This window comes from Aliikangiella marina, from assembly GCF_007004765.1.
Classification (GTDB): domain Bacteria; phylum Pseudomonadota; class Gammaproteobacteria; order Enterobacterales; family Kangiellaceae; genus Aliikangiella; species Aliikangiella marina.
Genome location: NZ_VIKR01000001.1, coordinates 738,688 through 761,698, shown reverse-complemented (window position 1 = coordinate 761,698; position 23,011 = coordinate 738,688). Strand labels below are relative to the sequence as shown.

Below are 23,011 nucleotides of genomic sequence, written 5' to 3'. Positions count from 1 at the left end.
AAATTTTCTAGAGTATTTTAGTGAAAGCGCTATTCATCCCGCCGAAGTTCTCATGTTCGGCGAATAAATGGTTTATCCTAAATTATTGATTACTAAGGTTGGTAAACTTTAACTTTATATCCCTTACTCGTTAACTCCTCAGCTTGAAGTTGACTCATAACGCCTTTATCACAATAGAGTAAGTAGTCAGTTTCTTTGTTTAACTCTTGAGTCGACTGCAATTTGAAAAAAGGAATCGGAAGTACTTTATTGTTAGTTAAGTACAACGGTTTTACCGCAAGCTCTTGTGGGTGTCTGATATCGATAACTACATCGTTCGCCGCCGGCATCGAAACAACCGCTATATCATCAATATTGGTTTCTACTTGATACAATGAGTCAATATTTTCGACCTTCATCTGATCAAATGCTTGCGATAATACGTCAAAATCAAACTTTGCTTCTTCAAACTCGATTTTCTCTTTTCGGGCTTTTGTCGTTGGCTTATCAGAGATAACGCCGCAGTATTCTGGCATTGAAGCAGCAAATTCTTCCGTCCCGGTTTCTCTAGATATTTTGATAATTGCTTGCTTGTCCATTGTGATCAGTGGACGCATTGTCAACATACTCGTGGCTTGATCAATGATCGATAAATTTGTCATCGTTTGACTGGAAACTTGGCCGACACATTCCCCTGTCACCAGCCCTGGAATATGAAACTCCTCAGCAACTCTCTCAGCGACACGTAGCATCATGCGCTTCAAGATAACGCCCATTTGGGAATGGTGTACCTTAGTCAAAATCTCGGTCACAACATTTTCAAAGGGGATAGTAATAAATAAAACGCGATGAGTTGAAGAGTATTTTTCCCATAAATAGTGAGCAACTTGTTTTACCCCTACTTCGTGCGCCATACCGCCTAAATTAAAAAACAAATAGTGTGTTCTGATACCTCGTTTAATCATCAGATAGCTGGCCACGGAGGAATCAAAACCGCCAGAGATTAGACTCAAGCAAGCTTCTTGCTGCCCCATTGGATATCCACCCAACCCTTCAACTCGATAATCCACAGTAAACAACAAGTTATCTTTGATTTCTAAATTAACTGTAACGTCCGGGTTCTTTAGATTTACGCCAGCAGCTTGACTGTTTTGCAGCAAAGCTCCCCCTGCTTGCTGTTCTAAATAGGTTGAGCTAAAAGTATGCTTTCCGGCTCTTTTTGCGCGCACACAAAAATATTTATCTTTTACTATTTCTTTATATTCATCGACAGTAATTCTGACAATATCTTCAAGCGAATCAAACTCGTGTGTTTTAACTTTCAAGATAAAGTCAATGCCTGGTGTGTTTTTAAGGATTTGTAAAACCTCAGCTTCATAATGATCTAAGCCGTTTTCCAAGCGCACTTCTACGAAATCCCATTTCCCCCCGACAATGATGGACTCGTCCACTTCCAACATTAACTTGCGCAAGTTTTTCTTCAGCTGAGAAATAAAACGCTTACGAACAGGACGACTTTTAACAATGATTTCAGGGAATAGTTTAATTACAAATTTCATAAAACAATAGGCGAAACTAAAAAGGCGGCTATTCTAGCGGAATATCGGTCAAAAGACACGGAAAAGCTGTACGTATTATAGACAAGTTCGCCCTTATAAACTCAAGTTATCAACTCGGTAAATTAACGACTCTTCATAGAATGAATATAATGAATCAATTGCCATTGAACGTGGGTAATGAAGCGCTAGAAATGCTCTGTAAACATGGCTTGAGGGAAGGATTCGTTGAGACAGCCCTGTTAACATTGCTTGCTTGAAAGTCTAGCTCAACAATCAACCAACCGTATTAGTTAGCAGTTGGTCAGACTCTGGTTAATTTAAACGGCTAGCCTACTTAAGCTCGGATCAAACCAACAAATTTACCTTCAATAGCCAGGTCTTCTGCAGGAAGAACAATAGGTTCATAGCAATCATTAGCGGGCTGTAGAACCGCGTTGTTTCCGTCTCTTTCAAGCCTTTTAACCGTTACTTCGTCATCGATTCTAGCTACGATAATTTGACCAATTTCTGCTGTATTGGTCTTTCTTACCGCGATAAGATCGCCGTCCAGAATACCTTCATCAATCATACTATCGCCTCTGACGCGCAGTAAAAATGTCGGCTTCTTACGCTTAAGCATCTCGGGAATAGTGACATAAGCTTCGACATTTTCTATGGCTTCAATTGGTAATCCGGCCGCAACCGAGCCTATCAAGGGTAATTCGTCACTGTCTGCCGTTAGAATTTGTATTCCGCGAGGTTTATCTGCGTAGATTTTAATCACGTTCTTTTTTTCGAGGGCTTTGAGATGGTCGGCAGCCGCTTTTGATGAACTCACACCGATTAGTTCGGCTAACTCAACATGCGTTGGGGCTATTCCATAACTTTCTACGTAATTCTTAAGAATACCAAAAACTTCCTGCTGGCGAGCGGTTAACTCTTTCATCGACTTAACTCCGGTTAATTCGGTTGTTATCGTTGTTCTTGCAAGTGTTCAAGTGCTCCCAGCCATAATAGCCCGCTATAATATGGCTACAATATCGCTATAAGAACTAGCGATAAAAACCAGCCATCGTTGACGACACGAACTAGTAGCACCCAAACAAACACCACCTAGACAAGTAGTACTTTATACCGAAAATGCCGACTTGTCTAGTTTACTCGCGGTAAAATTTTGAAGGTGGCGCATAAAGTGGGATGCGGCGTATTAACAACGTAGTCGATGAGCGCTAAATTATTGAAATGTTTAGAACTGCTTTGTAAAAGAGAGCATTAGTTGTGGTTTACGAAACTCTTTGTTATCAACCTTGTTGAGTGTCCATGCAAGGGTCTCTTTATCCGAATGCTCCATGATTGAGTAACCCTTTAAGGTCAAACGAAAAATTGCAGGGATCGTATCTTTGTAACGATCGTGGCGCACAGATTTAGAAGACGACCTATAACTCAGGTTGCTCGCCGTAGAAAGTTTAGGTGCGCTCGAAAACAGCGTTATTTGTGGGCGAATAGAAGTTTCGCTGCCAACTATCGCGAATGATTCATCAACCGGTTTGTTGCTGATTGGCGGATTATTGTCGGTTTCAATATTAAGACTAAACATCACACCACCAAAATTCATCGGGCGCGTGTAAGAAACTAAACTGCTCTCAGACCGCTTGAGTAAGGTAGAATTAAGGTCGTTCCCACGATAAGAACTAGCTGAACTAACGCCGTAGACAGGCTCTGATGCGGTGAAGTTCGTCTCGCTTATCTCATCGTGATCTTTAAAGGAAACTGGTAGGCTAAACGAATCAAGATTGGTTGACTTAGGAACAGCCTTTGATTGCGCACTGCATTCAGAGAAACGACAGATACCGATAATTCCAGCTAGGATTACAATTAAAAGAGCTTTCAACTTCACCTACTTGCGACCTCTTGATAATCAACTGCGAGTAGTCCTTTAACTTAGTGATTTAACCGAATTAAATCTGTCCTCACGAATAATCATATCAAACTGCACAGTTATTTCTTTGACAGCTGTTTAATTTGTGAACAAATGCTCACAAATAGTTGTCTGCTACAGTTAGCCCTTATTGTTAAAGCTTAATATGCAATAAACACCCTATCTTATTGTTTTATCTAACAATTTAATTATATTAACTCTAATTCTTGCTCTAATTGGTCCATCAGAGTCTGCAAACGCTTAGTTGATATACTGCCGCTAACTTTTACTCCCGGCGAAAATAAACTAATTCTAAACTCTTGCATCGCCCAATAAACCTCGTGAAATTTTGATGCAATTTGCCCAACATTTTCGTGTTCAGCGATCTCTTCAAACCACTCATTCCAATCGTGCCAGACGTCTAATGCTTGTTCTTCTTTCGGATAGTTAGTTTTTATGCGCTTAATTCGACTTTGGACGCCCGAATGATAGCGAGTGTAATCGATGAAAAGTCGTTTTCCTGCATAAAACAATGTCTCAATCGACCAAAGCGATTCAAGTTGCTGACGAATATCTTTGATAGAAGTTGCAAATGCGCTCTCGTTTAACTCACTGAGCTCACTGAAAAGTTTTTCTCGTTGCTTTATAAGCGGTTTTACTTGAGTCAAGGAGTCCGCCAGCTTCGCGCGGTACCCTTTTTTAAATTGATGATCGACTGCTATAAAATCATCGACGCGGGTAACCGGATGTAGTGTACCGATAATATCCTTTGCGACCATTAGGCATAAGGTGTCCGCCAATGCGTAAAATCCACCGGCTCTTAAATTCTGAAATTCAAGTGTTTTTCGATCCGGCCAGCCTTTTATAAAACGATTGACCTCGCTATGATTATTAACGAGTAAAAGCCGAGCTACCCCTCGAAAATGTTCGTACTCAGCCACTTCTCTCGACGCAAATCTTGAAACTTTAACTTCTCCGGCTTGATCGACATAGCCCGCGAAAAAACGACTGTTCTGACCATCCTTGCGCTGCATGAATTCGATTTGAAAATCATTATTCGGTAAGCCTGTCACACGGGATTGAACTTTACTTTTCGGCTTGTTTGGTTGAGTATCGACCAACCGTTTTTTTAGTTCGCCGATTGTCTCGCTGTAGACACGAGCCCCCGACTTAGAGTGGGTCCCGAGTACCTTATATTTCATACTCAAGTGAGGCTCGACGCCCTCCATTTGAAACTGCTCAGGTTTGATTTGGATTCCTGAATACCTTTGTAATACGCGCGCTAATTCATCGACGAATCGCTTCCCTTGTTGGTCGACTAATTTTAATTCCTGGTGGCAAGCTGTCGCTGTATCGGCGAGTGGTATAAGCGAGCGTCTAAGTGTCTTAGGGAGAGATTTAATCGTTGCTAAAATCTTATCGTGAAGATAGCCAGGGACCAACCAATCGAAATCTCTGTCATTAAACTGATCAAGCATTTGTCGAGGAATTTCTACGCTGACCCCATCTTCTTGAGTACCTGGCGCAAAAGTATAGCTTAAGTTAAGTTCCACTCCTTTGACTTGAAGTGTCGAAGGAAAATCTTCCAAATCGTTTGATTGAACTTGCGTCAACTGTTCATAATTGAACGAAAGTTGCTGATTACGTTTTTTAAAGTCTTTTTTGAGCCAGCGTTTTAGACTAATTGTGCTAACAATATGCTTTGGTAAAAACTTATCATAAAGGGACGCCAGCATGTGTTTATCAATTCTAATATTGTTGAGCCGCTTTCTTTGCTCTTGCTCTTCAAGCTCTGCAAGTTTTTTTCGATTACTAATAAGGAATGGAAATTTTTCTTGTAATTGATCTTGAGCCAATCCATCTAACAGAAATATCTCTCGACTTTTATCTGGATCGATCTGACTGTAATTAATTACTCGTGCATTGACTATTGGCAAACCCAGCACCGTTTGATTCAAAATCGCACAAACTTGTCCTTTGTTCTTCCGCCAGTGAATATCATTGTATTGACTTTTTAATAAATGAGGCACTGCCTCTTCAATCCATTCAGGCTTGACCTCACCATTCATCCTCGCATAAAGCTTTTCAGTCTCTATCATCTCAGCTGACAACAACCAAGGTTTTGATTTTTTAAAGCTTAGAGAAGACGGATGAATCCATACTTTTAAGCCGCGCACTCCTTGATAATAAACTTCTTGAGTTTTTTGAAAAACATGAGTAATAAAACCTGGAATTAACGCTCGATGTACTTCATCGAAATGAACTTCTGACTGGTTGACTTTTATATTAATTTGTTCAGCGGATTCTTTCAGTTGAAAATAAACGCGCCGCCACTCTAACCAACCTAAAAAATTGATGAAATTATCTCGACACCATTTTTTAAAATTATTTGAAGATAGCTCAGTCTTTTTGGCATCCAAGATTTTCCATAAGTTTAAGGCTGTGACAATATCAGAATCTCCTTGGATATATTGTTGGTGTTTACCGTCAGCTTTTTGTTGCTTGTCATGCGGCCTTTCTCTCACTTCTCTAACGCTCATCAATGCGCAAAAAATCAGCATTTCGTTGACAGCAGTTAATTTTGGCTCAACTAAAATACGCGCAAGTTGAGGATCGATGGGCAGGCTAGCCATTGCTTTACCAATCGGTGTAATTTCTTGTTGGTTATTCAATGCAGCAAGCTCAAAAAGACTATTGTAGGCAACTCTCCAAGCTCTCTCATCAGGTTTATCCATAAATGGAAACGCATCAATATCATGGACATTGAGTGCTTTTAATTTGAGCACGACTGAAGATAAATTAGTTCGTCGAATTTCGGGTAGCGTATATGCTTCGCGTAAATTGAAGTCTTCTTCAGAATAAAGTCGTATGCAAACCCCCGGTGCGACTCGACCACAACGACCTTTTCTCTGCTCGGCACTCGCTTGAGACACTTTTTCGACGGGCAGCTGTTGAATTTTGTTGCGCTGACTAAAACGACTAATGCGCGCATTACCAATGTCAATGACGAATATTATTCCGGGGACGGTTAAAGAGGTTTCAGCAACGTTGGTAGAGACAATTATCTTTCGTTTTTGACTCGGCTTAAATATATTTTGTTGCTCCTTAATTCCCAGTCGAGCGTAAAGCGGCAAGATAACGGTACTATCAAGATTAGACTTAGCCAGCCTTTTACAGATAGCTTTAATTTGTGCTTCGCCGTCCGCAAAAATAAGAATGTCACCTCGTGATTCTGCAGAGCATTCATCAACAGCGTCGACAACGGTGCTTAATAGTCGGTCGTCATCATTATCTTCACTTTCTTCAATCGGCCGATAACGAACTTCTACCGGAAAACTACGCCCTTCTACCAACACGACTGGTGCTTGGTTAAAATGCTTTGCGAAACTCTCAGGATCAATCGTTGCAGAGGTGATTATCAGCTTTAAATCAGGCCGCTTTGCCAGTATTTTTTTTAAGAAACCAAGTAAAAAATCAATATTTAAACTACGCTCGTGAGCCTCATCGATGATGAGTACTTCGTAACGACTCAACATCGGATCAGCCTCGATTTCTGCAAGCAATATTCCGTCAGTCATGAGCTTTATTCTGGTCTTTTCTGAAAGCTTGTTATTAAACCGAACGCTATAACCAACAAACTCTCCCAATGGCGTCTTTACTTCCTCGGCAATTCGTTGAGCAACACTAGTTGCTGCAACTCGTCGAGGTTGAGTATGGCCAATTAGGCCTCGTCGACCAAACCCCGCATTAACACAAAGTTTAGGTAACTGAGTGGTTTTGCCACAGCCTGTTTCTCCTGCAACTATCACGACTTGATGTTTATGGAGTAACTCAATAACGCGATCCGCGTCTTTAGCGATGGGCAAATCTTGATTAAGTTCAAGCACAGGCAAAGATTCATTCAAGCCGCGAGTTAAGTTTTGTGACTTTTCCACTAAATGCTCGAGCTTTTCACGCAGTTTGTCTACGGGCTTTCGTTGCTTTTCTCTGGATGAAATTGAGCGGCAAAGCCGTTTAATCGTTTCGCTATCTTTAGTTTGAAGTTGTTTAAAGTCGATCTTATCCAACATAATTCTTATCGTCATTCGATCAAAAAAAAAGCCTGCTTAAGCAGGCTTTTTATTTAAGCATTTATCTGCTTAGCTATTCCAAAAGCTATGCGGAGCTCTTAATTCGGCAATAAAGTCTGCTACAGGACGATAAAAATCTTTATCTTCCCAATACCCCGTATGACAAGCGGGGTTCCAAGAAGTCGCCGCACTTCCAACATTTATTTCAAAGTCACCATGGACATATTCATTATACTCGTCCGATAAACCTTTCAAAGGATAGGCAACAATATCGTCTTTATCATAGAAATTATACCAACGAGCCCGCTTCTGCATGTCGGCGTCAAGTGCCGAGCCAACAATGTTACAGGGTTGACCAAGCTCAGACTTTGCCGAGTCTAAGGCGTAAAGTCCCATCGGGTTACCAAACGTAATAAATCCAGCTAAAGTTTTCATTGTCTCAAAGTTGCTTAAATTTGAGTCCAAACCCTGCATCTCTTTAATATAGTGAGCCATCATCACGCCACCATAAGAATGAGCCAATATAAGCAATGGAGTCTCATCGGGTAGAACACGTCGATGAGACGCAAATTTTCTTAAACTGTCTTTTATTCGATTATTAATTGATTCGTAAATTTTAGTTCCTGGAGAGTACAACAGAGCTAGCGCTTGAGTATCTGTCATTATCTGACGCAAATTTTGGTAAGCCAAATCGCCTTTGTAGTTTGCCTTATCACGGAAACTCGCCAGCTCGTCTTTAACTAAGTCACCCCAGTAGATTTCATGAAATAACAGCTCGTCTTCTAATCGACCTTCTGCTCCTTTCACATACTCTTCGGTAATTCGGTGTTTCAGCTCTACTGAATAAAACTCTTCTTCACTCCCCAAGCCATGAACAACCGCAATCGCAAGTCTTTTCATTTCTGTCCCTCTTTGCTAGACAATTAGAATTTTTGTTTACTGGCCCTAATCATAATTTATTAGATTCAAGATAGCTAGCCAGATCCATTAAAATCAATGCCTTAATTACACTTTGCCAGAAAAACAATGGTCTTAAATTGGTGAGTACCGCAAAACGGGTTTGAATTTAAAATCTCTTTTGATTACAACAGGTTAAAAATCAACCAACTCAGTAAAGCAAATAAAATTATAGGGTATAAATGACACCAAATAAATTAGCGTGTACACAAAATGTTAATCGATGAACTCAGCTCGATAGGTCATTTAGCTTTGGTTTGGAAACGATCGATTGATATGAAGAGTTGCAAATCGCCGACTAGGACAACGCAGTAAAATGGCGGAGTGGACGGGACTCGAACCCGCGACCCCCGGCGTGACAGGCCGGTATTCTAACCAGCTGAACTACCACTCCGCACTGGGTTAGCCCTTTGTTGGAACTTTGTTCAGTGAAGTTCCGGGCTACTGCGTTTCAGCGGGCGCAATAATATGTAGATCCCCGTCTTGTGTCAACGAAATTTTTTAATTTTTTTTGAAAAAATCAAAAAACTTTTAAATCCGCTTAATTAACGACCAATCAGCGTCCGAGATTGGTTAATTATTACTCGTCTTATCGCCACTTTCTTCAAACGCATCATCCCAGCTTGGTTCAGCCTCGTTACTACTTCCAAGCTCCAATTCGTCTAACGCACTATCGATATCGTCTAATTCTTCATCAATAGAAAAATCTAAAGTATCTTTATCATCTTCCGGCTCAGGATTCATTGCTTCTTCAAATGCTTTCGCTGCAGCAGCTTCATCGTCATCCGGTTCTTCTCTAATTTGCGTTTCTGGTGCTAAAGGCTCACTGGCATCAAATACATCTCCTTGATCATCAACCGCATCGAGCGCATCAATGGCCGACTCATCATCCTCGCGCTCCCCCTCATCAGGGGTTTCGTCGACTTCTGCAAACGCGTCTGGCTCCGTTTCCCGTGCTAAATCTTGCTCATTACTTTGTACCGTTGCACTCTTACCTGAAAAGGCTTCCATCGCATTAATGATTTGATCGACACTCATTTCTGAGTCGGGCACCTCTTCACCAAACATTGAACTGAATTCTGCGAATATATTATTCAGGGTCGTCAAAGTGATATGAACTTCTTTTTTGAGCGATTTTATTTCAGCAGTTAATTCTTCGATTTGTGCTGAGTTGTCCTCTATTTCTTCTGCTTCTTCGGTCTCTTGGGGAATAACCACATCTAAATCATGGTATCGCCGAGTGATACGACTCATATCCGATTCTAACGACTCAATCGCGGCTAAATTTTTATCAAGCAATCCGCTGATTAAATTTCTAAACAAGAACTTACGCTCGTTAATAATCTTTTTGGTGGCTTTTTTTGCAGCGTCTTCCTCAAAAGATAACTTGTCGGTCAGAAACGACATAACCGCAGCGCGTTCATTATCTTCATTATTTTTAATTTTGAGAATTAACCCTCTGGCCGCTTCCTTGTTCTTTTTAGCACTTCTGAAAAGAACCCATGCCAGAACCGATGAAAGTATCAAAAGCGGCAACGCGATTTCCGCTACTATCAGCCATGAAATAATTTGATCGTTCATTCAGTGTTCCTATACCCTATTCATCACTATCTTCTTCGATACCTAACTCATCCGTTAGTTGAGTAGTACCTTGCTGCTTTTTCTTCTTAATAACCTTCCAGGCAAAAATACCTAGAACGATTAGCACTATATTAATACCGAGACCGATATATAACCACATAGTCCAATCTGTTTGCGGCTCCTGTGGCTCCTCAATCACGGGCTCCTCAGTTTCTGGTGCGGCGTCTTGCGTCTCTTCTTCCGCAGAATCTGACGCTTCATCTGTCGCAGGCTCCTCAATTACAGGCTCCTCGACGTCCGGTTCCTCTGGTACCTGTGCGGCGAGATAGGCTGGCGTCGGCAAAGTACTAAAAACTATCGGCTCGGGTGTAACGGTAAACTCTCTACCTAAAATCGATTGACCTTTAATATCAAGTCCAATCGAGAAATCTCCCCCTGCTGGAAAGACAGGAATTTCAATTGGCTTGTTCAAGTCATCTAGAACTAAATAACGCTTTTCTTGATCGGGTGCTGTAACTGTAGCATTCACGATCAAGGTCTCTGATTTTACGATATCATCTCGAACAATAAAGCTTACCTGGTGTGGTTGGCTTTCTTCGTTTGACACCAGCACATCGTGAATTAGGGGCGATCCATAAATATTAACCGCATGATTTCGCGTACGCTCGAAAGTAGGACTTTTAACTTCCAAGGTTAAATCCAATACGCCTTCAAAACTATCGGTAAAGAAATTTTGCTTAAACTGGCTTTTGCCGGAATCAAAAAACATTGCCAACCGATTTGTACTGCCTTGCTTTTTTTGAATCAGCTGAGCATTCACCAAATCAAGGAAGTCTTGACGATCGATTGGCTGGCCGTCTTCTAACAAAGTAACTTGATAGTCGATTGCTTCTCCAGCAAGCAGGTTATTAGGGACATCGGACACTTGAAGTTTAAGATTACTCACTACCATGACTCGATTGTCTGGGTCGATATCTGCATCGATCCTCCAATCCCCGACTTGAGGCGCTTTAACGGTTATCAAATCATAGCCTTGTGTCGAAAACCAGCGGACCTTGCCATCCGCAGACGCATCTTGAATCACGGCACCGTCAGGCGTTACCAGTTTACTCTTGTCGGATGAAGATTTTTTAAACACCAGGAGAGTCATTTCTTCGATACTCGAATCGACCTTAAACTGGTTGTCGGTGAGCGGTAAACTGTCTCGCGCAGCAGATTGCTCGAAGATTTTAAGAAATACGCGTTGCAAATCGTCAGCATTTTCAACGGCTTGATACCAGCCGTCAGTTTGACTAGACAGTGCCTTCAAAAGGTCATGATCAGCATTTTGCGAGAGCGCAATAGTATGGATAGCGACATTGGCTTGGACCAGCTTAGGCAAAACCTGATTTAGGATTCGCTCACGTTCTTTGGCATTTACCGCGGGATCTTTTGAAATGTCGACCATACCATCAGTGAGCAAAATCATGCTTCGCTTTTCGCTAGCATCGGGTCTCGTCCAACCATAGCTGGCTCTCTCTAAAACGCCGCCAATATTAGTAAACAGTCCCGCTGAATTGATCTTATTAGCGGTTTGGGTCGCTTGTATTTGCCACTTTTCATCAACTGGTGACAGTTTCACCATCATATTGACATACTTGCCAAACGCCCAAACGCCTGCGTCAGCGCCTTGTGGCATAAGGTTTGTGACCAGTTGGAGCGCGGGGATCCTTAGATTATTAGGGTCATTTTGTTTCATACTGCCAGAGATATCGATGAGTAAACGAACATCGGGCTTTTCTGCTTGTTCTGCAGCCAATGCGACCCCTGTGGAGAAAGAAATACCCACAGATAAGACGAATAAAACGACTATTTTTAGTATTTTCATGGATTTAGCCAATTTCCAAGCATAAAACTAGTGTAGCCGATTTCTCATTATTTTCATAGTTTTCAGTTAGATAGACGCTATTCTTTGGGTAATACTTCAAGTTTGGCCAAAATCTCGAGTCTTAACGCTTGATCAGTATCAAAAACACCAAGCGAATGGTTCAATAAAATGGCGATAAGCAACACCGATATCTTGTAAAACAATCTCTGAAGGTAGCCCGAAATGCTAACAGTCGCCGAATTTATGAGTCCAAGTCCAACCACCTTGACGCGCTTTAATAGTCTCGCTGATGCCCGGAAAACGATGGCAGAGAATGGGTTTCGACACATCCCAATCGTTGATGAAGTAGACGGACTGGTTGGTCTCGTAAGCCAGGGAAATATCCTCGCTCACGGCGGCACTTCACAAAACTATCTGGAGCCTGAAGAGCAAGCTAAAATCGAATCCGGGACGCTTTTGGCGGATATCATGGTTTCACAAGTGACGAGTGTGACTGAGAATTTCAACATCGCCGATGCAGCACGATTAATTCATCAAACAAAATTTGGCTGTCTACCCGTGGTTGATGAAAACAATCAGGTGACCGGTATTATTACCGCCCATGATTTTGTCTCAATCACGTTGCAGTTACTTGATTTAATGGATCAAAGCGAACCTATTATTGATTCCCTATAAGCTATCCCGGTTGTTGCTCCGAGATTTTAAATTCGCCATAAGTTCAGTCAATGCAAGATAAAGTTTGTTGCTAGGGGTTCATCCTTTGGGATCCGTTTTGAGTCGATATTTTTGTTGGTTATCTTGTCTGTATCAAAATCGCCGCTATCAAGCTAGCTCTAGGCTTCTTCAAATTCATTCGAGTCTATCAAGGCTTGAGCGCTGACCTATTCTTCATCAGGTTCAAAGTAATCATCGCTGACTAAGTGATCTTCTAAATCATCCGGGTTAATTAAAGCCTCACTGATGACTCTGCCGGTTACTGTATAACCTGCCTCGGCCGTCGACTCTCGACGTCCAGTTTCTAAAGGATGCCACTTGGGAAGCGGTTTGCCTTCAGCCAGTCGCTTGTATCCACATGTGTCTGGCATCCAAACTAAATCACCGGCATTTTCCGGCGTGACTTTAATACAGTCTGGTACGAATTTCTGGCGTTCGGAATAAACTGTACAGTGGCAGTTATCACAATCTAAATACTGACATACAACATTGGTTTTGAAAATTTCGTCTGTATCTTCGTCTTGCAATTTATGAGCGCAGCATTGACAGCATCCATCACAAATAGACTCCCACTGTTCTTCGTTTAACTCAGTCAGTGGTAGCCTTTCCCAAAAACGATCGTTAGTTTTATCAGCCATCGATTTCTGTCTCTTTCATAACTCGCGTTTGCCACTGCATGTGATTGAGCTGTAGCGTTAACTCGTCACCCAATTCAAGTTGTCCAACGCCAGCGGGCGTGCCTGTGAGAAGTATATCTCCAGGATATAATGTAAAGTATCTGCTCGCATCAATGAGTAGCTCTTCAATACTAAAAATCATTTCTGATGGTTGAGCTTGTTGAACAAGTTCCTGATTACGCCTCAACTCAAAACGAATCGTGTTGAGGTCATCTTTATCTTGAATGTGTATAAATTCCGACACGGGGCACGATCCATCAAACGCCTTTGCTTTTTCCCAGGGCTTTCCATCAGTTTTTAACTTTTGCTGCAAATCTCTTAATGTGAGATCAAGTGCAAGTCCTATCCCTGTTATCTTGCTCAACAAGTTTTCGTTTTCATTGTGCTTGATAGTCTTACCGATAAGCAGGGCTAACTCGGTTTCATAATGACAACTAAACGGTAAGTCAGGTAATACAATTCCGGCCCTCAAAGAGCGCAGACTAGAGTTTGGTTTGATAAATAGCAACGGAGCTTTTGGGACGGGGTTATTCAGTTCGCGCGCATGCTCAACGTAATTACGTCCAACACAAACCACTTTACTCGTTGGATACTGATAATTAATTTTGTCACCGGACTTGTTAATTAATTCCGGGACAAACCATTGCTCAAAATTCATTTCCATCACCGCCAAGCTTTATTCGAATCAATTTTAAGCGAGCTAATCGCCAGAGGATGCTGGATAAGCAATTCGATCAGCCAGATAGCCGACTCCGGTTGCAAAATAATGAGAGCGATTCCATCGCATCAATACATCGAAGTTATTATAGACTAAATAAAGTCGACCTTTCTCTCCACCAGGCGCAATAAGATAGGCTTCAATATCAACACTCGGTAAATCTCTCAAGTCATAGCGTCTAACGCCTTGCGCTTGCCATTGGGCGAGCGTCTGTTTATGTTTCTTGCCAAGCTTGTAATTTGAAAAATCATTAAGAATTTTTACCTGGCGTCCCCAGGTTTGCTCACTTTTCCAACCGGACTGGGCAAGATAGTTCCCCATAGAGGCAAAGATATCTTGCTTGTCTCCCCAGATGTCCTTTTTACCATCGCCATTGGCATCAGTCGCGAAACGTAAAAAGCTGCTAGGCATAAATTGACAGTTACCCATCGCTCCCGCCCAACTTCCTTTCATATCGTCGAGCGATATATGACCTTCTTTTAAAATTTGTGTTGCAGCCATCAGCTCTTTTCTAAAAAAGCTCGCGCGACGGCCATCAAATGCCAGCGTCGCCAAGGCACTGGGCACATGATAGTTTCCAGTGATGTTACCGAAATGGGTTTCTTTTCCCCACAAGGCCACGATAAAACGCGCAGACACGCCGGTATTTGTTTCAGCTTCTTGAAGTAGATCACGATTTTTAGCAAATTCTTTGCGGGCTCTTTTAACTTTGCTGTCTGGAATGACTCGTGTTAAATATTCCTCATGAGTCATAGTTCCTTCAGGTTGTCGTCGATCAAGTTCAATCACCCTGGGGATATATTTCAATGAGCCGATAATTTCATCAACGAGCGATTCGGGAGCGCCTTGTTCAAGCATCTCTGGTTTGAGTGCTTGCTTCCATTCAGCAAACTTTTGCTCTGGCGTTGGATCACTGGTTGCTTCAACGCTTACGCTGTTAACGAAAAGTGAAAAACCTAATAGAAAGAAAAGCTTTGATTTCATTTTAAATCCGCTTGATTGTCATGGATTGAAGGAGGCATTTGTAAATAAAATCCCTCTTCCTTTAACTGCTGTTTGACTTCGTTAATATCGGCGCGCGCTAGACTTTCTCGGTTCCCTAAATTAAGTTGTAAGGCAAACTCTGGTTGACCAAACACTTTCAATAGTGCCTCTGGCACGCTCGAGAAGTCATCTTTTTTCACTACATACAGGTACATTTCGTCTTTTTTATTACTTCGGTAGACACTCGCTAACATAAAATACTCTAAAAGTTGATTGCCAGAAACCGGCCTTGAATATTGGATTAGCAATAATCAACTCGGCATTGGCAAATAAGTAGGACTAATACTGAACTATCTTACCGAAATACGATGCTAATTCGTAGCGTTAAATTGTGAAAAAACCTGATCAAAATGTGGCTTTAATAGTCGTCCACGCCAGCCATTCCAAACCTCAGGAAAATGTTCTTCTGTCATATAGGCATAAGCTATTTTTCGAATGAGTCTTTTACTGGCCAAAATAGCGATGGATATGCGGTTTTCTTGAGCAACTTTATTCGCGCTCATAAGAAATAATTCATTGAGCCCTTTGAGCCCACTAACGTCTCGGGGATTTAAGACAGGCTTTAACTGCGGAGATTTATCGCTGGTCCAGTCTTCTATCAATTTAATTATCTCTTGCCCGTGGCGTCTTACTGCACTCGGATGCATCCCATCTAATTGACGAAGATAGTTCAGACTACGAGGTTTGGCCATCGCAATTTTAACCAGCACAACATCTTTCGCGATGTGATTTCGAGTACGGTTTTGTGTCACCGCGACCTCTTCTCGCCATTGATAGAGTAACTTAAAAAGAGACAGCTGGGTTTCGTCAAGCCGATAAACTTCTTTGGCACTACGATAATCGTTATCAAAGTCAGGCTGCAGCTTGACTAACGCAGCCATTTCCTCACAATCCGATTGAAATAAATTCTCTGCAGGATGGCCGGTTAGCGCTTCCGATAAAAATAAATACAACTTGGGTAAATAAAGGACATCTTCTGCAGCATACTGAATTTGCTCATCACTCAAAGGACGTTTCATCCAGTCTGATTGAGTTGCTGACTTTGCAACTCGTTTTTGACAAACTTTTTCAACTAAGTTTGCGTAGCCGACGGATGTTTCGCCTGTCAAAAATCCATAAGCAACTTGAGTATCGAATAAGCCAGCAATCTCGCAGCGCCACGAATCATAAAATACTTCTAGATCTTCTTTGGATGAGTGAAGTATTTTGGGTATTTCGGGATCTGCGAGCAAGGCTCTAAAAGCAGCAGTTACTTCAACTTTAAGCGGGTCGACAATTGAAATGGTTTTACCATCAAACACTTGTAACAAAGCAAATTTTGGAAAATAGGTAGTGCGCCTTTCAAACTCAGTGTCAATCGCTAAATAAGCCGCTTTTTGCCATTCATGAATTGCAGCTTCAAACTTTGTATTTTCAACAATCCACTCAACTTTTATTTCGCCAACTGAATCGACTATATGGCTATTCAAGACTATGTTTCATTCCAAAAAATATGCGGCTTACTGCATTTTGTGATGCGGGTCGCCGCGACATACTCACTGCGCCAACTGGACGTTGGCGGGCATCAAACGTATAAAACTGAGACTGTGGATATCGACTAATTTTCGCGTAACTCTCTTCTGAGAATTTTTCCAACATTCGTCTTTGGCAAATCATCTCTAAACTCAATAGCTTTCGGGCATTTATATCCCGTCAAGTTCTCTTTACAAAAAGCTTTTAGTTCTTCTTCGGTTAATGAGGGATCTTTTTTCACAACGAATAATTTCACAACTTCCCCGCTAGTTTCTGAAGGAATCCCTACTGCCGCAACTTCAAGAACTTTCTCGTTAGAAACAACCACATCTTCAATTTCGTTAGGATAAACATTAAAACCCGAAACAAGAATCATATCTTTCTTGCGGTCGACAATTTTACAATAACCTTTGTCATCCATCACGGCAACATCACCAGTCGAGAACCAGCCATCTTCATCGAGTACTTTCGCCGTTTCTTCAGGACGATCTAAATACCCTCGCATTACCTGCGGACCGCGAACGCAAAGTTCGCCTGGTTCACCTAACGGCACTTCATTACCTTGATCATCGCGAATCATTACTTCTGTACTACTTATAGGAAGTCCAATCGTTCCGTTGTATTCGGTCGCATTCATCGGATTCATACAAACCGCAGGCGAAGTTTCTGTCAATCCATAGGCTTCTAGAAGTGGGATTCCAGTCACTTTATGCCACTCTTTAGCAACCGCTTCTTGAACCGCCATACCGCCGCCGAGCGTCATTCGCAAAGTGCTGAAATCTAAGTCACTAAAGCCTGGAGTGTTAAGCAAGCCATTAAAAAGCGTATTGACCCCGGTTATCGCAGTGAATTGATGCTTCGACAATTCATCAACAAAGCCAGGCATGTCTCTTGGATTGGTAATTAAAATATTGGTTCCACCAATTTTGGTAAATACCATGCAATTGGCAGTCAACGAAAAGATATGGTAAAGAGGCAACGCAGTGATGATAACTTCTTCACCCTCTCTCAAAATTTTTGAAAGCCATGCGTGCGCTTGCATAATATTGGCTACGATATTTCTATGGGTAAGAACAGCGCCTTTAGCAACGCCTGTTGTACCGCCCGTATATTGGAGGAACGCGATATCTTTTTGGGTTAACTCTGCTTTATCTAAACTTAATCCAGCCCCTTGCGAAACCACTTTTTTAAATGGGATAGCCCCAGGTAAATCAAACGCGGGAACCATTTTCTTAATATACTTCACCACGAAATTCACGATATGCGACTTAATGCCACTCAAAGCATCACCCAATTGTGTGACGATTACATGCTTGACTGGCGTTTCCTTGATCACTTCTTGCAACGTATGGGCAAAATTTGCAACGATTAAAATTGCATCTGCGTTAGCATCGTTGAGTTGATGTTTGAGTTCTCTCGCCGTATATAACGGGTTCACATTAATGACTGTCAGACCGGCCTTAAATGCACCAAACATGGCAATTGGGTACTGAAGCAAATTGGGCATCATAATTGCGATACGGTCGCCTGGTTGCATACCGAGTGTTTTCTGTAAATAGGCAGCAAATTGAGTGGCGAGTTGATCAAGCTCTTTGTAGGTAAGCGTCGTCCCCATGTTGTGAAATGCAGGACGATCGCCGAATTTCGCTACCGATTCATCGAATATTTGTGAAATAGACTCATATGTTCCAGCGTCGATTTCCTGAGCGACGCCTTCAGGGTAAGAGTCAAACCAGACTTTTTCCATTTCCTTCTCCCAACGATGCCTAGTTTCAAGTGCCGCACCAAAAGCTAGGTCTTTCTTGTTATTTGTATAGTTTTAAATAGGACCTAAAATATACTAGTCCGATGAGTTTGGCAAAGCAGATTTGTATTTATTAATAAGAATTCTAAGGTTCTGCTGTTATTTTAATCAATTAAGAAAAAATTCGTTAATATGTCGACTGCATTCGGCAGGTTGTTCTAAATGAACATGGTGCCCGCCTTCGACAACCAGACTCGTCAATCTCGCAAACTGTTTGCGTCTCGCCTCAGCGAGCGAGTTATCCTGGAAAAAACCGGTACTGCCCTCTATAACCGCGGTCGGCGCTGCAATGTTCGCTAATATTCGCTCTAATTGGTCACTCGCCAAACGCGTCGCTGATGGGACTCTTAGTCGTGAGTCGGCGCGCCAAGTATATCCCTTGTCTACCTTGGATAAACCGCGCCCAACAATTCCCGAAATTAAGTCCGCTTGAATATTAGATGCCGCCGCTCGAGCTGCGAGCGCCTCCGCAAAAGTCCCATAAACTGGCTTTCGTTTTGCCGTTAATGCGCTTCTTTGAGATAACGCCTTGTTTAACAGATCGACACTCTCTTCAGCACTAGCGGTTAACGGTCCGAGCGATTCAATCAGCATGAGCTTATTGACTTTCTCTGGTTGCGCCGCTGCATACAAACAAGACAGCGCTCCGCCCATGGAGTGGCCGAGTAAATTAATTTTTTCTTGTTGAAAGTGATTGGCAAGATCATCAATAAAATAAATCCCATCGATGAAATGATAAGCGGCGCCAGCGGGAATATGCGCTGAGTGTCCATGGCCAGGAAAGTCAAAGGCTATAAGCCGGATCTCAGGTAAAAATTCGATTAAACTCTCGAAGGTTGCTAAGTTATCTAACCAACCGTGCAGCCCAAAAACCAAAGTTTTGCCGGATGGGTTCCACTCTACAACCGCACATTGGCAGCCCCCAAGTTCAATTTGGTATTCGATCATGGCTATCGACAATACTAGTCGTGAGGCGTGTTTTTAACTTTTTTGATCGCTTTCAGCACTTGCCGCTTAGCGTACTTTTGAAGGTCTTTAACTTCTTCCTTGAGCTGTTCACCGGGCTCTCTTTTCTCTAGAAAGTTACACACATATTTAGGTGGCATGTTATTGAGGGCAATCGCTGCAATATCTTGAATAGAAACTTCAGAAGTCGGAACGTCGGTCTCGTCATCATTAATGAGCATATGGATCTGCTCAAAAACTATCTCTTCCGCTAGGTTCTCAAGATCATCATTGTAATACAGCTCTTTATACATTATTCATTCCTCATCGGTTGAGTAATACCTTAAACCTTATTATCTTAAACCTAAATATTGGCTGGATTCTGAAATGCTAGCTAAGAATCTTTTGATAAGTTTACAACAAAATTGACGATTTAGCTTTTTGATCAGGTAAAATACGCGACTCTTTTCCAAAGTTATAACCTTGCATGGATAAAAGTTATCAAGTCATCGTCATTGGTGCTGGCGCAGCCGGATTGATGTGCGGAGCAACGGCTGCAGCCAAGGGCAAAAAAGTGCTCGTTCTCGATCACGCAAATAAAATGGCCAAAAAAGTCCTGATGTCGGGTGGCGGTCGCTGTAATTTTACGAATTTGTATGTAGAGCCAGATAACTTCTTATCGCACAACCCACATTTTTGTAAGTCCGCTCTTTCGCGTTACACACAGTGGGATTTCATTAGTTTAGTCGAAAAGCATGGTATTGATTATTACGAGAAAACGCTGGGCCAGCTATTTTGCAAAACTTCTTCAAAAGAGATTCGCGACTTATTACAAAAGGAATGTCAGCATGCCGGCGCAAGTATTCAACTCAAATGTGAAGTGAATACCATTGAACCAATCGAACCGACTGAAGAAAATCCAAGTCGCTTTAAGTTAACGACCAATATCGGCGAAGTCGATTGTAATTCATTGGTTATCGCAACCGGCGGGTTGTCAATTCCGACAATGGGAGCGACCGGTTTTGGATATCAAGTCGCACAACAGTTTGGTCATAAAATTTATCCCACTCGCGCAGGTTTAACCCCCCTTACCTTCAGTGGCAAGCAACTCGAAGAATTTAAATCCCTTGCTGGTAACTCAATAGAAGCAATGGTGAGTTGTAAAGACCAGTCGTTCAAAGAAGCGATATTATTCACTCACAAAGGGTTGAGTGGTCCGGCGATTTTACAAATTTCAAACTATTGGTTACCCGGGGAACCGATTCATATCAACTTAATGCCAAATGTTGATATCGATTCCTGGCTCGCCAAAAACCGGGCAGGCCATCCTGAACTTTCGCTCAAAAACTGCTTAGCAAAAGTTTTTAGTCAAGCGGTCGCTAGTTACTTTTGTCAGTTACTGGGAATCAATTGTAAACTCAAACAACTCGATCATAAGCAAACGGCTCAAGTAGTCGAGTTGCTCGCTAATTGGACCATCTATCCAAGTGGCCTTGAAGGATACCGTGTTGCAGAGGTAACACTCGGTGGCGTAGATACGTCAGAAATTTCTTCGAAAACCTTCGAGTCGAAACGCCAGCCGGGACTCTTCTTTATTGGTGAGGTGCTCGATGTAACCGGCCATTTGGGGGGATTTAATTTCCAGTGGGCTTGGGCTTCCGGTCATGCCGCAGGCTCAAGCCTTTAATGCCTGGTAGGCGTTTTTGCGGATCAGTAATTTCTCATAAAAAAAGGAGCGATAAGCTCCTTTTGAAAATGACTGGTTAGTTAGTCTTCAGCGATTTCTTCAACTGAATCATCAGCCGGCAGATTCATCATTTTTAATAATAACCCGCCAATTTTGTCTCTCATTTCTCGGCGATCGACAATCATATCAATCGCGCCATGATCAACTAAAAACTCGCTTCGCTGAAATCCTTCAGGGAGCGTTTCCCTCACGGTCTGTTCGATAACGCGAGGACCAGCAAACCCAATTAAAGCGTTGGGTTCGCCAATATTTACATCGCCCAGCATTGCCAAGCTCGCGGAGACCCCGCCCATAGTAGGGTCTGTTAAAACAGAAATAAATGGTAAGCCTTTTTCAGACATCCGTGCTAATGCGGCACTCGTCTTAGCCATTTGAAACAGTGAAATTAATGCTTCTTGCATTCGTGCGCCGCCACTTGTTGAAAAACAAACAAGCGGAAGGCCTTCCTTGATACAAAGCGATGCAGCACGAATGAACTTCTCGCCAACAACCGAAGCCATTGAGCCCGCCATAAAATTAAACTCAAACGAACACGCTACAACAGGCATTCCTTTAAGTGTGCCTTTATAGACAACAAGTGCATCTTTTTCTCCGGATGCTTTTTGCGCGCCACTAATACGATCTTTATAGCGTTTTGAATCTTTAAATTTTAACTGGTCTACTGGTGACAAATCAGCACCAATTTCCTGTAACGCATTTTCATCCAAAAAGTTTATTAAACGCGACCTTGCAGAAATGCGCATGTGAAAAGAGCATTTCGGGCAAACTTCTTGATTGCGCTCCAATTCAGCCTTGTATAGCACGGAATCACAATTTTTACACTTTGCCCACACACCTTCAGGTACCGATTTTTTTCTATCCGCTACCGACGTCGTTCTTTTCGGCAATATACGCTCAAACCAACTCATATTTTGCTCTTATATTTTACTCGTAATCGTTTATTCGACATGACTTTTGCTTTGCTTAATGAGCCAACCTTAAGTCATTCTCTAGAATTAACCAGATTCAAAATCAGGCGGTATTCTATCACCCTTTAGTGGAGATAGAGAGATAAAATCCACAAAACTGGTCTTATCAGTTATTGCGATTTTATATGTCCAATCGGTCCGGTAAAGCAAGTGGCCCTAGAGGAAGCTTAGGAATCTCTGTCCCCTCAGGATACTCAACATCAACTAGGTAAAGTCCATCCGGTTTTGCTGTCTCTGGCGCCTTGGTTCTGTCTTTATGTGCCAAAACTTCGGCAACAAATTCTTCAGGCTGCGCCCCCTCTCCAACTCTCATTAAACAACCGACGATATTTCTCACCATGTGATGGAGAAATGCATTGGCTTTAATGTCAACAACCACAAACTCCTGCCAACGACTCACTGTGACATGATGGACACACCTCATTGGCGTCAATGATTGGCAAGAGGCCGCTTGAAAAGAGGAGAAATCATTTTCCCCCAGTAAAGCTTGAGCAGCCCTATGCATTTTGGCCGCATCGAGGGAGTTGCGTTTCCAAGTCACTTTCCCGGCCAAAGTCGCAGAACGGAACCTTGAATTAAGGATCATATAGCGATAACGCCTTGCCACTGCAGTGTGTCTAGCATGGAAGTCATGGTTAACTATTTTTGCCCACCGTACTGCGATATCATCGGGCAGAAGCGTGTTAGTACCAAGCTCCCAAGCTCTAAGCGGTCTTTCATTCGTTAACTCGAAATTAACCACTTGCCCAGTTGCATGCACGCCGGTATCCGTTCGCCCAGCACAAAACACTTGAATGGGTTGGTCGGCTATTTGCGATAGCACCTCTTCCAAAGACTGCTGCACAGAGGGTGAATGCGTCTGTCGTTGCCAGCCGCAATATTCGCTCCCAGAGTATTCAATACCTAAAGCTACGTTCATATCTTATCAATAAAAAAGGCGGCTAAGCCGCCTTTGAGTTTTACCAAAAATTG

The 23,011-nt window shown here is 42.3% G+C and carries 19 protein-coding genes and 1 tRNA gene; 2 read left to right on the top strand and 18 right to left on the bottom strand.

Annotation, left to right across the window (positions count from 1 at the left end; translation table 11 throughout):
- Positions 1 to 92: 92 nt before the first annotated feature.
- The 8 genes from thiI to FLL45_RS03345 form a co-directional block, all read right to left on the bottom strand.
- The gene (gene thiI / locus FLL45_RS03380; RefSeq protein WP_142888368.1) at positions 93 to 1,538 is read right to left on the bottom strand and encodes a tRNA uracil 4-sulfurtransferase ThiI; all 1,446 of its coding nucleotides are present in this window, start codon (positions 1,536 to 1,538) and stop codon (positions 93 to 95) included.
- Between the two features lie 334 nt (positions 1,539 to 1,872).
- Positions 1,873 to 2,463: a transcriptional repressor LexA gene (gene lexA, locus FLL45_RS03375; RefSeq protein ID WP_142888367.1), complete on the bottom strand. Its 591-nt coding sequence runs from the start codon at positions 2,461 to 2,463 to the stop codon at positions 1,873 to 1,875.
- 300 nt (positions 2,464 to 2,763) lie between these two features.
- The gene (locus FLL45_RS03370) at positions 2,764 to 3,414 is read right to left on the bottom strand and encodes a hypothetical protein (RefSeq protein ID WP_185964304.1); all 651 of its coding nucleotides are present in this window, start codon (positions 3,412 to 3,414) and stop codon (positions 2,764 to 2,766) included.
- Between the two features lie 230 nt (positions 3,415 to 3,644).
- On the bottom strand, positions 3,645 to 7,505 hold the full coding sequence (gene hrpA, locus FLL45_RS03365) for an ATP-dependent RNA helicase HrpA (protein ID WP_185964303.1): 3,861 nt from the start codon (positions 7,503 to 7,505) through the stop codon (positions 3,645 to 3,647).
- A 69-nt stretch (positions 7,506 to 7,574) separates the two neighbouring features.
- Positions 7,575 to 8,405 carry a hypothetical protein gene (locus FLL45_RS03360; protein WP_142888364.1) on the bottom strand — a complete coding sequence of 277 codons (831 nt, stop codon included), beginning with the start codon at positions 8,403 to 8,405 and terminating at the stop codon, positions 7,575 to 7,577.
- A gap of 374 nt (positions 8,406 to 8,779) precedes the next feature.
- A tRNA-Asp gene (locus FLL45_RS03355) sits at positions 8,780 to 8,856 on the bottom strand.
- A 179-nt stretch (positions 8,857 to 9,035) separates the two neighbouring features.
- Positions 9,036 to 10,043, bottom strand: coding sequence for a hypothetical protein (locus FLL45_RS03350; protein WP_142888363.1), 1,008 nt, complete (start codon positions 10,041 to 10,043; stop codon positions 9,036 to 9,038).
- Between the two features lie 16 nt (positions 10,044 to 10,059).
- Positions 10,060 to 11,910 carry a VWA domain-containing protein gene (locus FLL45_RS03345; RefSeq protein WP_142888362.1) on the bottom strand — a complete coding sequence of 617 codons (1,851 nt, stop codon included), beginning with the start codon at positions 11,908 to 11,910 and terminating at the stop codon, positions 10,060 to 10,062.
- Positions 11,911 to 12,132: 222 nt separating this feature from the next.
- Here FLL45_RS03345 and FLL45_RS03340 point away from each other — a divergent pair, with 222 nt between their 5' ends.
- Positions 12,133 to 12,585: a CBS domain-containing protein gene (locus FLL45_RS03340; protein ID WP_142888361.1), complete on the top strand. Its 453-nt coding sequence runs from the start codon at positions 12,133 to 12,135 to the stop codon at positions 12,583 to 12,585.
- A gap of 206 nt (positions 12,586 to 12,791) precedes the next feature.
- On the opposite strand, the gene FLL45_RS03335 is transcribed toward FLL45_RS03340, so the two are convergent.
- From FLL45_RS03335 to FLL45_RS03300, 8 genes are all read right to left on the bottom strand, one after another.
- Positions 12,792 to 13,262, bottom strand: coding sequence for a YcgN family cysteine cluster protein (locus tag FLL45_RS03335; protein WP_142888360.1), 471 nt, complete (start codon positions 13,260 to 13,262; stop codon positions 12,792 to 12,794).
- Positions 13,255 to 13,959, bottom strand: a complete 705-nt coding sequence (locus tag FLL45_RS03330) for a fumarylacetoacetate hydrolase family protein (RefSeq protein WP_142888359.1) — start codon at positions 13,957 to 13,959, stop codon at positions 13,255 to 13,257. Before FLL45_RS03330 ends, FLL45_RS03335 begins: the two co-directional genes overlap by 8 nt.
- Before the next feature lie 42 nt (positions 13,960 to 14,001).
- Positions 14,002 to 15,003 carry a lytic murein transglycosylase gene (locus FLL45_RS03325; protein ID WP_142888358.1) on the bottom strand — a complete coding sequence of 334 codons (1,002 nt, stop codon included), beginning with the start codon at positions 15,001 to 15,003 and terminating at the stop codon, positions 14,002 to 14,004.
- Positions 15,000 to 15,257, bottom strand: a complete 258-nt coding sequence (locus FLL45_RS03320; RefSeq protein WP_142888357.1) for a YcgL domain-containing protein — start codon at positions 15,255 to 15,257, stop codon at positions 15,000 to 15,002. The genes FLL45_RS03325 and FLL45_RS03320 overlap by 4 nt, the downstream gene beginning before the upstream one ends.
- A 117-nt stretch (positions 15,258 to 15,374) precedes the next feature.
- Positions 15,375 to 16,532, bottom strand: a complete 1,158-nt coding sequence (locus tag FLL45_RS03315) for a ribonuclease D (protein WP_142888356.1) — start codon at positions 16,530 to 16,532, stop codon at positions 15,375 to 15,377.
- A 128-nt stretch (positions 16,533 to 16,660) separates the two neighbouring features.
- On the bottom strand, positions 16,661 to 18,322 hold the full coding sequence (gene fadD, locus FLL45_RS03310; RefSeq protein ID WP_142888355.1) for a long-chain-fatty-acid--CoA ligase FadD: 1,662 nt from the start codon (positions 18,320 to 18,322) through the stop codon (positions 16,661 to 16,663).
- A 165-nt stretch (positions 18,323 to 18,487) separates the two neighbouring features.
- The gene (locus tag FLL45_RS03305) at positions 18,488 to 19,327 is read right to left on the bottom strand and encodes an alpha/beta fold hydrolase (RefSeq protein ID WP_142888354.1); all 840 of its coding nucleotides are present in this window, start codon (positions 19,325 to 19,327) and stop codon (positions 18,488 to 18,490) included.
- Between the two features lie 14 nt (positions 19,328 to 19,341).
- Positions 19,342 to 19,638, bottom strand: a complete 297-nt coding sequence (locus FLL45_RS03300) for a late competence development ComFB family protein (protein ID WP_142888353.1) — start codon at positions 19,636 to 19,638, stop codon at positions 19,342 to 19,344.
- A gap of 173 nt (positions 19,639 to 19,811) precedes the next feature.
- On the opposite strand from FLL45_RS03300, the gene FLL45_RS03295 reads away from it, so the two are divergent.
- Entirely contained in the window at positions 19,812 to 21,011 is a 1,200-nt protein-coding gene (locus FLL45_RS03295; RefSeq protein WP_142888352.1) for a BaiN/RdsA family NAD(P)/FAD-dependent oxidoreductase, read from the top strand.
- An 80-nt stretch (positions 21,012 to 21,091) separates the two neighbouring features.
- Here the strand turns inward: FLL45_RS03295 and accD are convergent, their stop codons facing one another.
- Both accD and truA read right to left on the bottom strand, forming a co-directional pair.
- Entirely contained in the window at positions 21,092 to 21,979 is an 888-nt protein-coding gene (gene accD, locus FLL45_RS03290) for an acetyl-CoA carboxylase, carboxyltransferase subunit beta (RefSeq protein ID WP_142888351.1), read from the bottom strand.
- A 181-nt stretch (positions 21,980 to 22,160) separates the two neighbouring features.
- The gene (gene truA, locus FLL45_RS03285) at positions 22,161 to 22,958 is read right to left on the bottom strand and encodes a tRNA pseudouridine(38-40) synthase TruA (RefSeq protein WP_142888350.1); all 798 of its coding nucleotides are present in this window, start codon (positions 22,956 to 22,958) and stop codon (positions 22,161 to 22,163) included.
- Positions 22,959 to 23,011 lie beyond the last annotated feature (53 nt).

Excerpts from the sequence above, each read along its gene's own strand:
- thiI (WP_142888368.1), bottom strand. The coding sequence starts at position 1,538 with ATGAAATTTGTAATTAAACTATTCCCTGAAATCATTGTTAAAAGTCGT.
- lexA (WP_142888367.1), bottom strand. The coding sequence starts at position 2,463 with ATGAAAGAGTTAACCGCTCGCCAGCAGGAAGTTTTTGGTATTCTTAAG.
- hrpA (WP_185964303.1), bottom strand. The coding sequence starts at position 7,505 with ATGTTGGATAAGATCGACTTTAAACAACTTCAAACTAAAGATAGCGAA.
- FLL45_RS03360 (WP_142888364.1), bottom strand. The coding sequence starts at position 8,405 with ATGAAAAGACTTGCGATTGCGGTTGTTCATGGCTTGGGGAGTGAAGAA.
- FLL45_RS03350 (WP_142888363.1), bottom strand. The coding sequence starts at position 10,043 with ATGAACGATCAAATTATTTCATGGCTGATAGTAGCGGAAATCGCGTTG.
- FLL45_RS03345 (WP_142888362.1), bottom strand. The coding sequence starts at position 11,910 with ATGAAAATACTAAAAATAGTCGTTTTATTCGTCTTATCTGTGGGTATT.
- FLL45_RS03340 (WP_142888361.1), top strand. The coding sequence starts at position 12,133 with ATGCTAACAGTCGCCGAATTTATGAGTCCAAGTCCAACCACCTTGACG.
- FLL45_RS03335 (WP_142888360.1), bottom strand. The coding sequence starts at position 13,262 with ATGGCTGATAAAACTAACGATCGTTTTTGGGAAAGGCTACCACTGACT.
- FLL45_RS03330 (WP_142888359.1), bottom strand. The coding sequence starts at position 13,959 with ATGAATTTTGAGCAATGGTTTGTCCCGGAATTAATTAACAAGTCCGGT.
- FLL45_RS03325 (WP_142888358.1), bottom strand. The coding sequence starts at position 15,003 with ATGAAATCAAAGCTTTTCTTTCTATTAGGTTTTTCACTTTTCGTTAAC.
- FLL45_RS03320 (WP_142888357.1), bottom strand. The coding sequence starts at position 15,257 with ATGTTAGCGAGTGTCTACCGAAGTAATAAAAAAGACGAAATGTACCTG.
- fadD (WP_142888355.1), bottom strand. The coding sequence starts at position 18,322 with ATGGAAAAAGTCTGGTTTGACTCTTACCCTGAAGGCGTCGCTCAGGAA.
- FLL45_RS03305 (WP_142888354.1), bottom strand. The coding sequence starts at position 19,327 with ATGATCGAATACCAAATTGAACTTGGGGGCTGCCAATGTGCGGTTGTA.
- FLL45_RS03300 (WP_142888353.1), bottom strand. The coding sequence starts at position 19,638 with ATGTATAAAGAGCTGTATTACAATGATGATCTTGAGAACCTAGCGGAA.
- FLL45_RS03295 (WP_142888352.1), top strand. The coding sequence starts at position 19,812 with ATGGATAAAAGTTATCAAGTCATCGTCATTGGTGCTGGCGCAGCCGGA.
- accD (WP_142888351.1), bottom strand. The coding sequence starts at position 21,979 with ATGAGTTGGTTTGAGCGTATATTGCCGAAAAGAACGACGTCGGTAGCG.
- truA (WP_142888350.1), bottom strand. The coding sequence starts at position 22,958 with ATGAACGTAGCTTTAGGTATTGAATACTCTGGGAGCGAATATTGCGGC.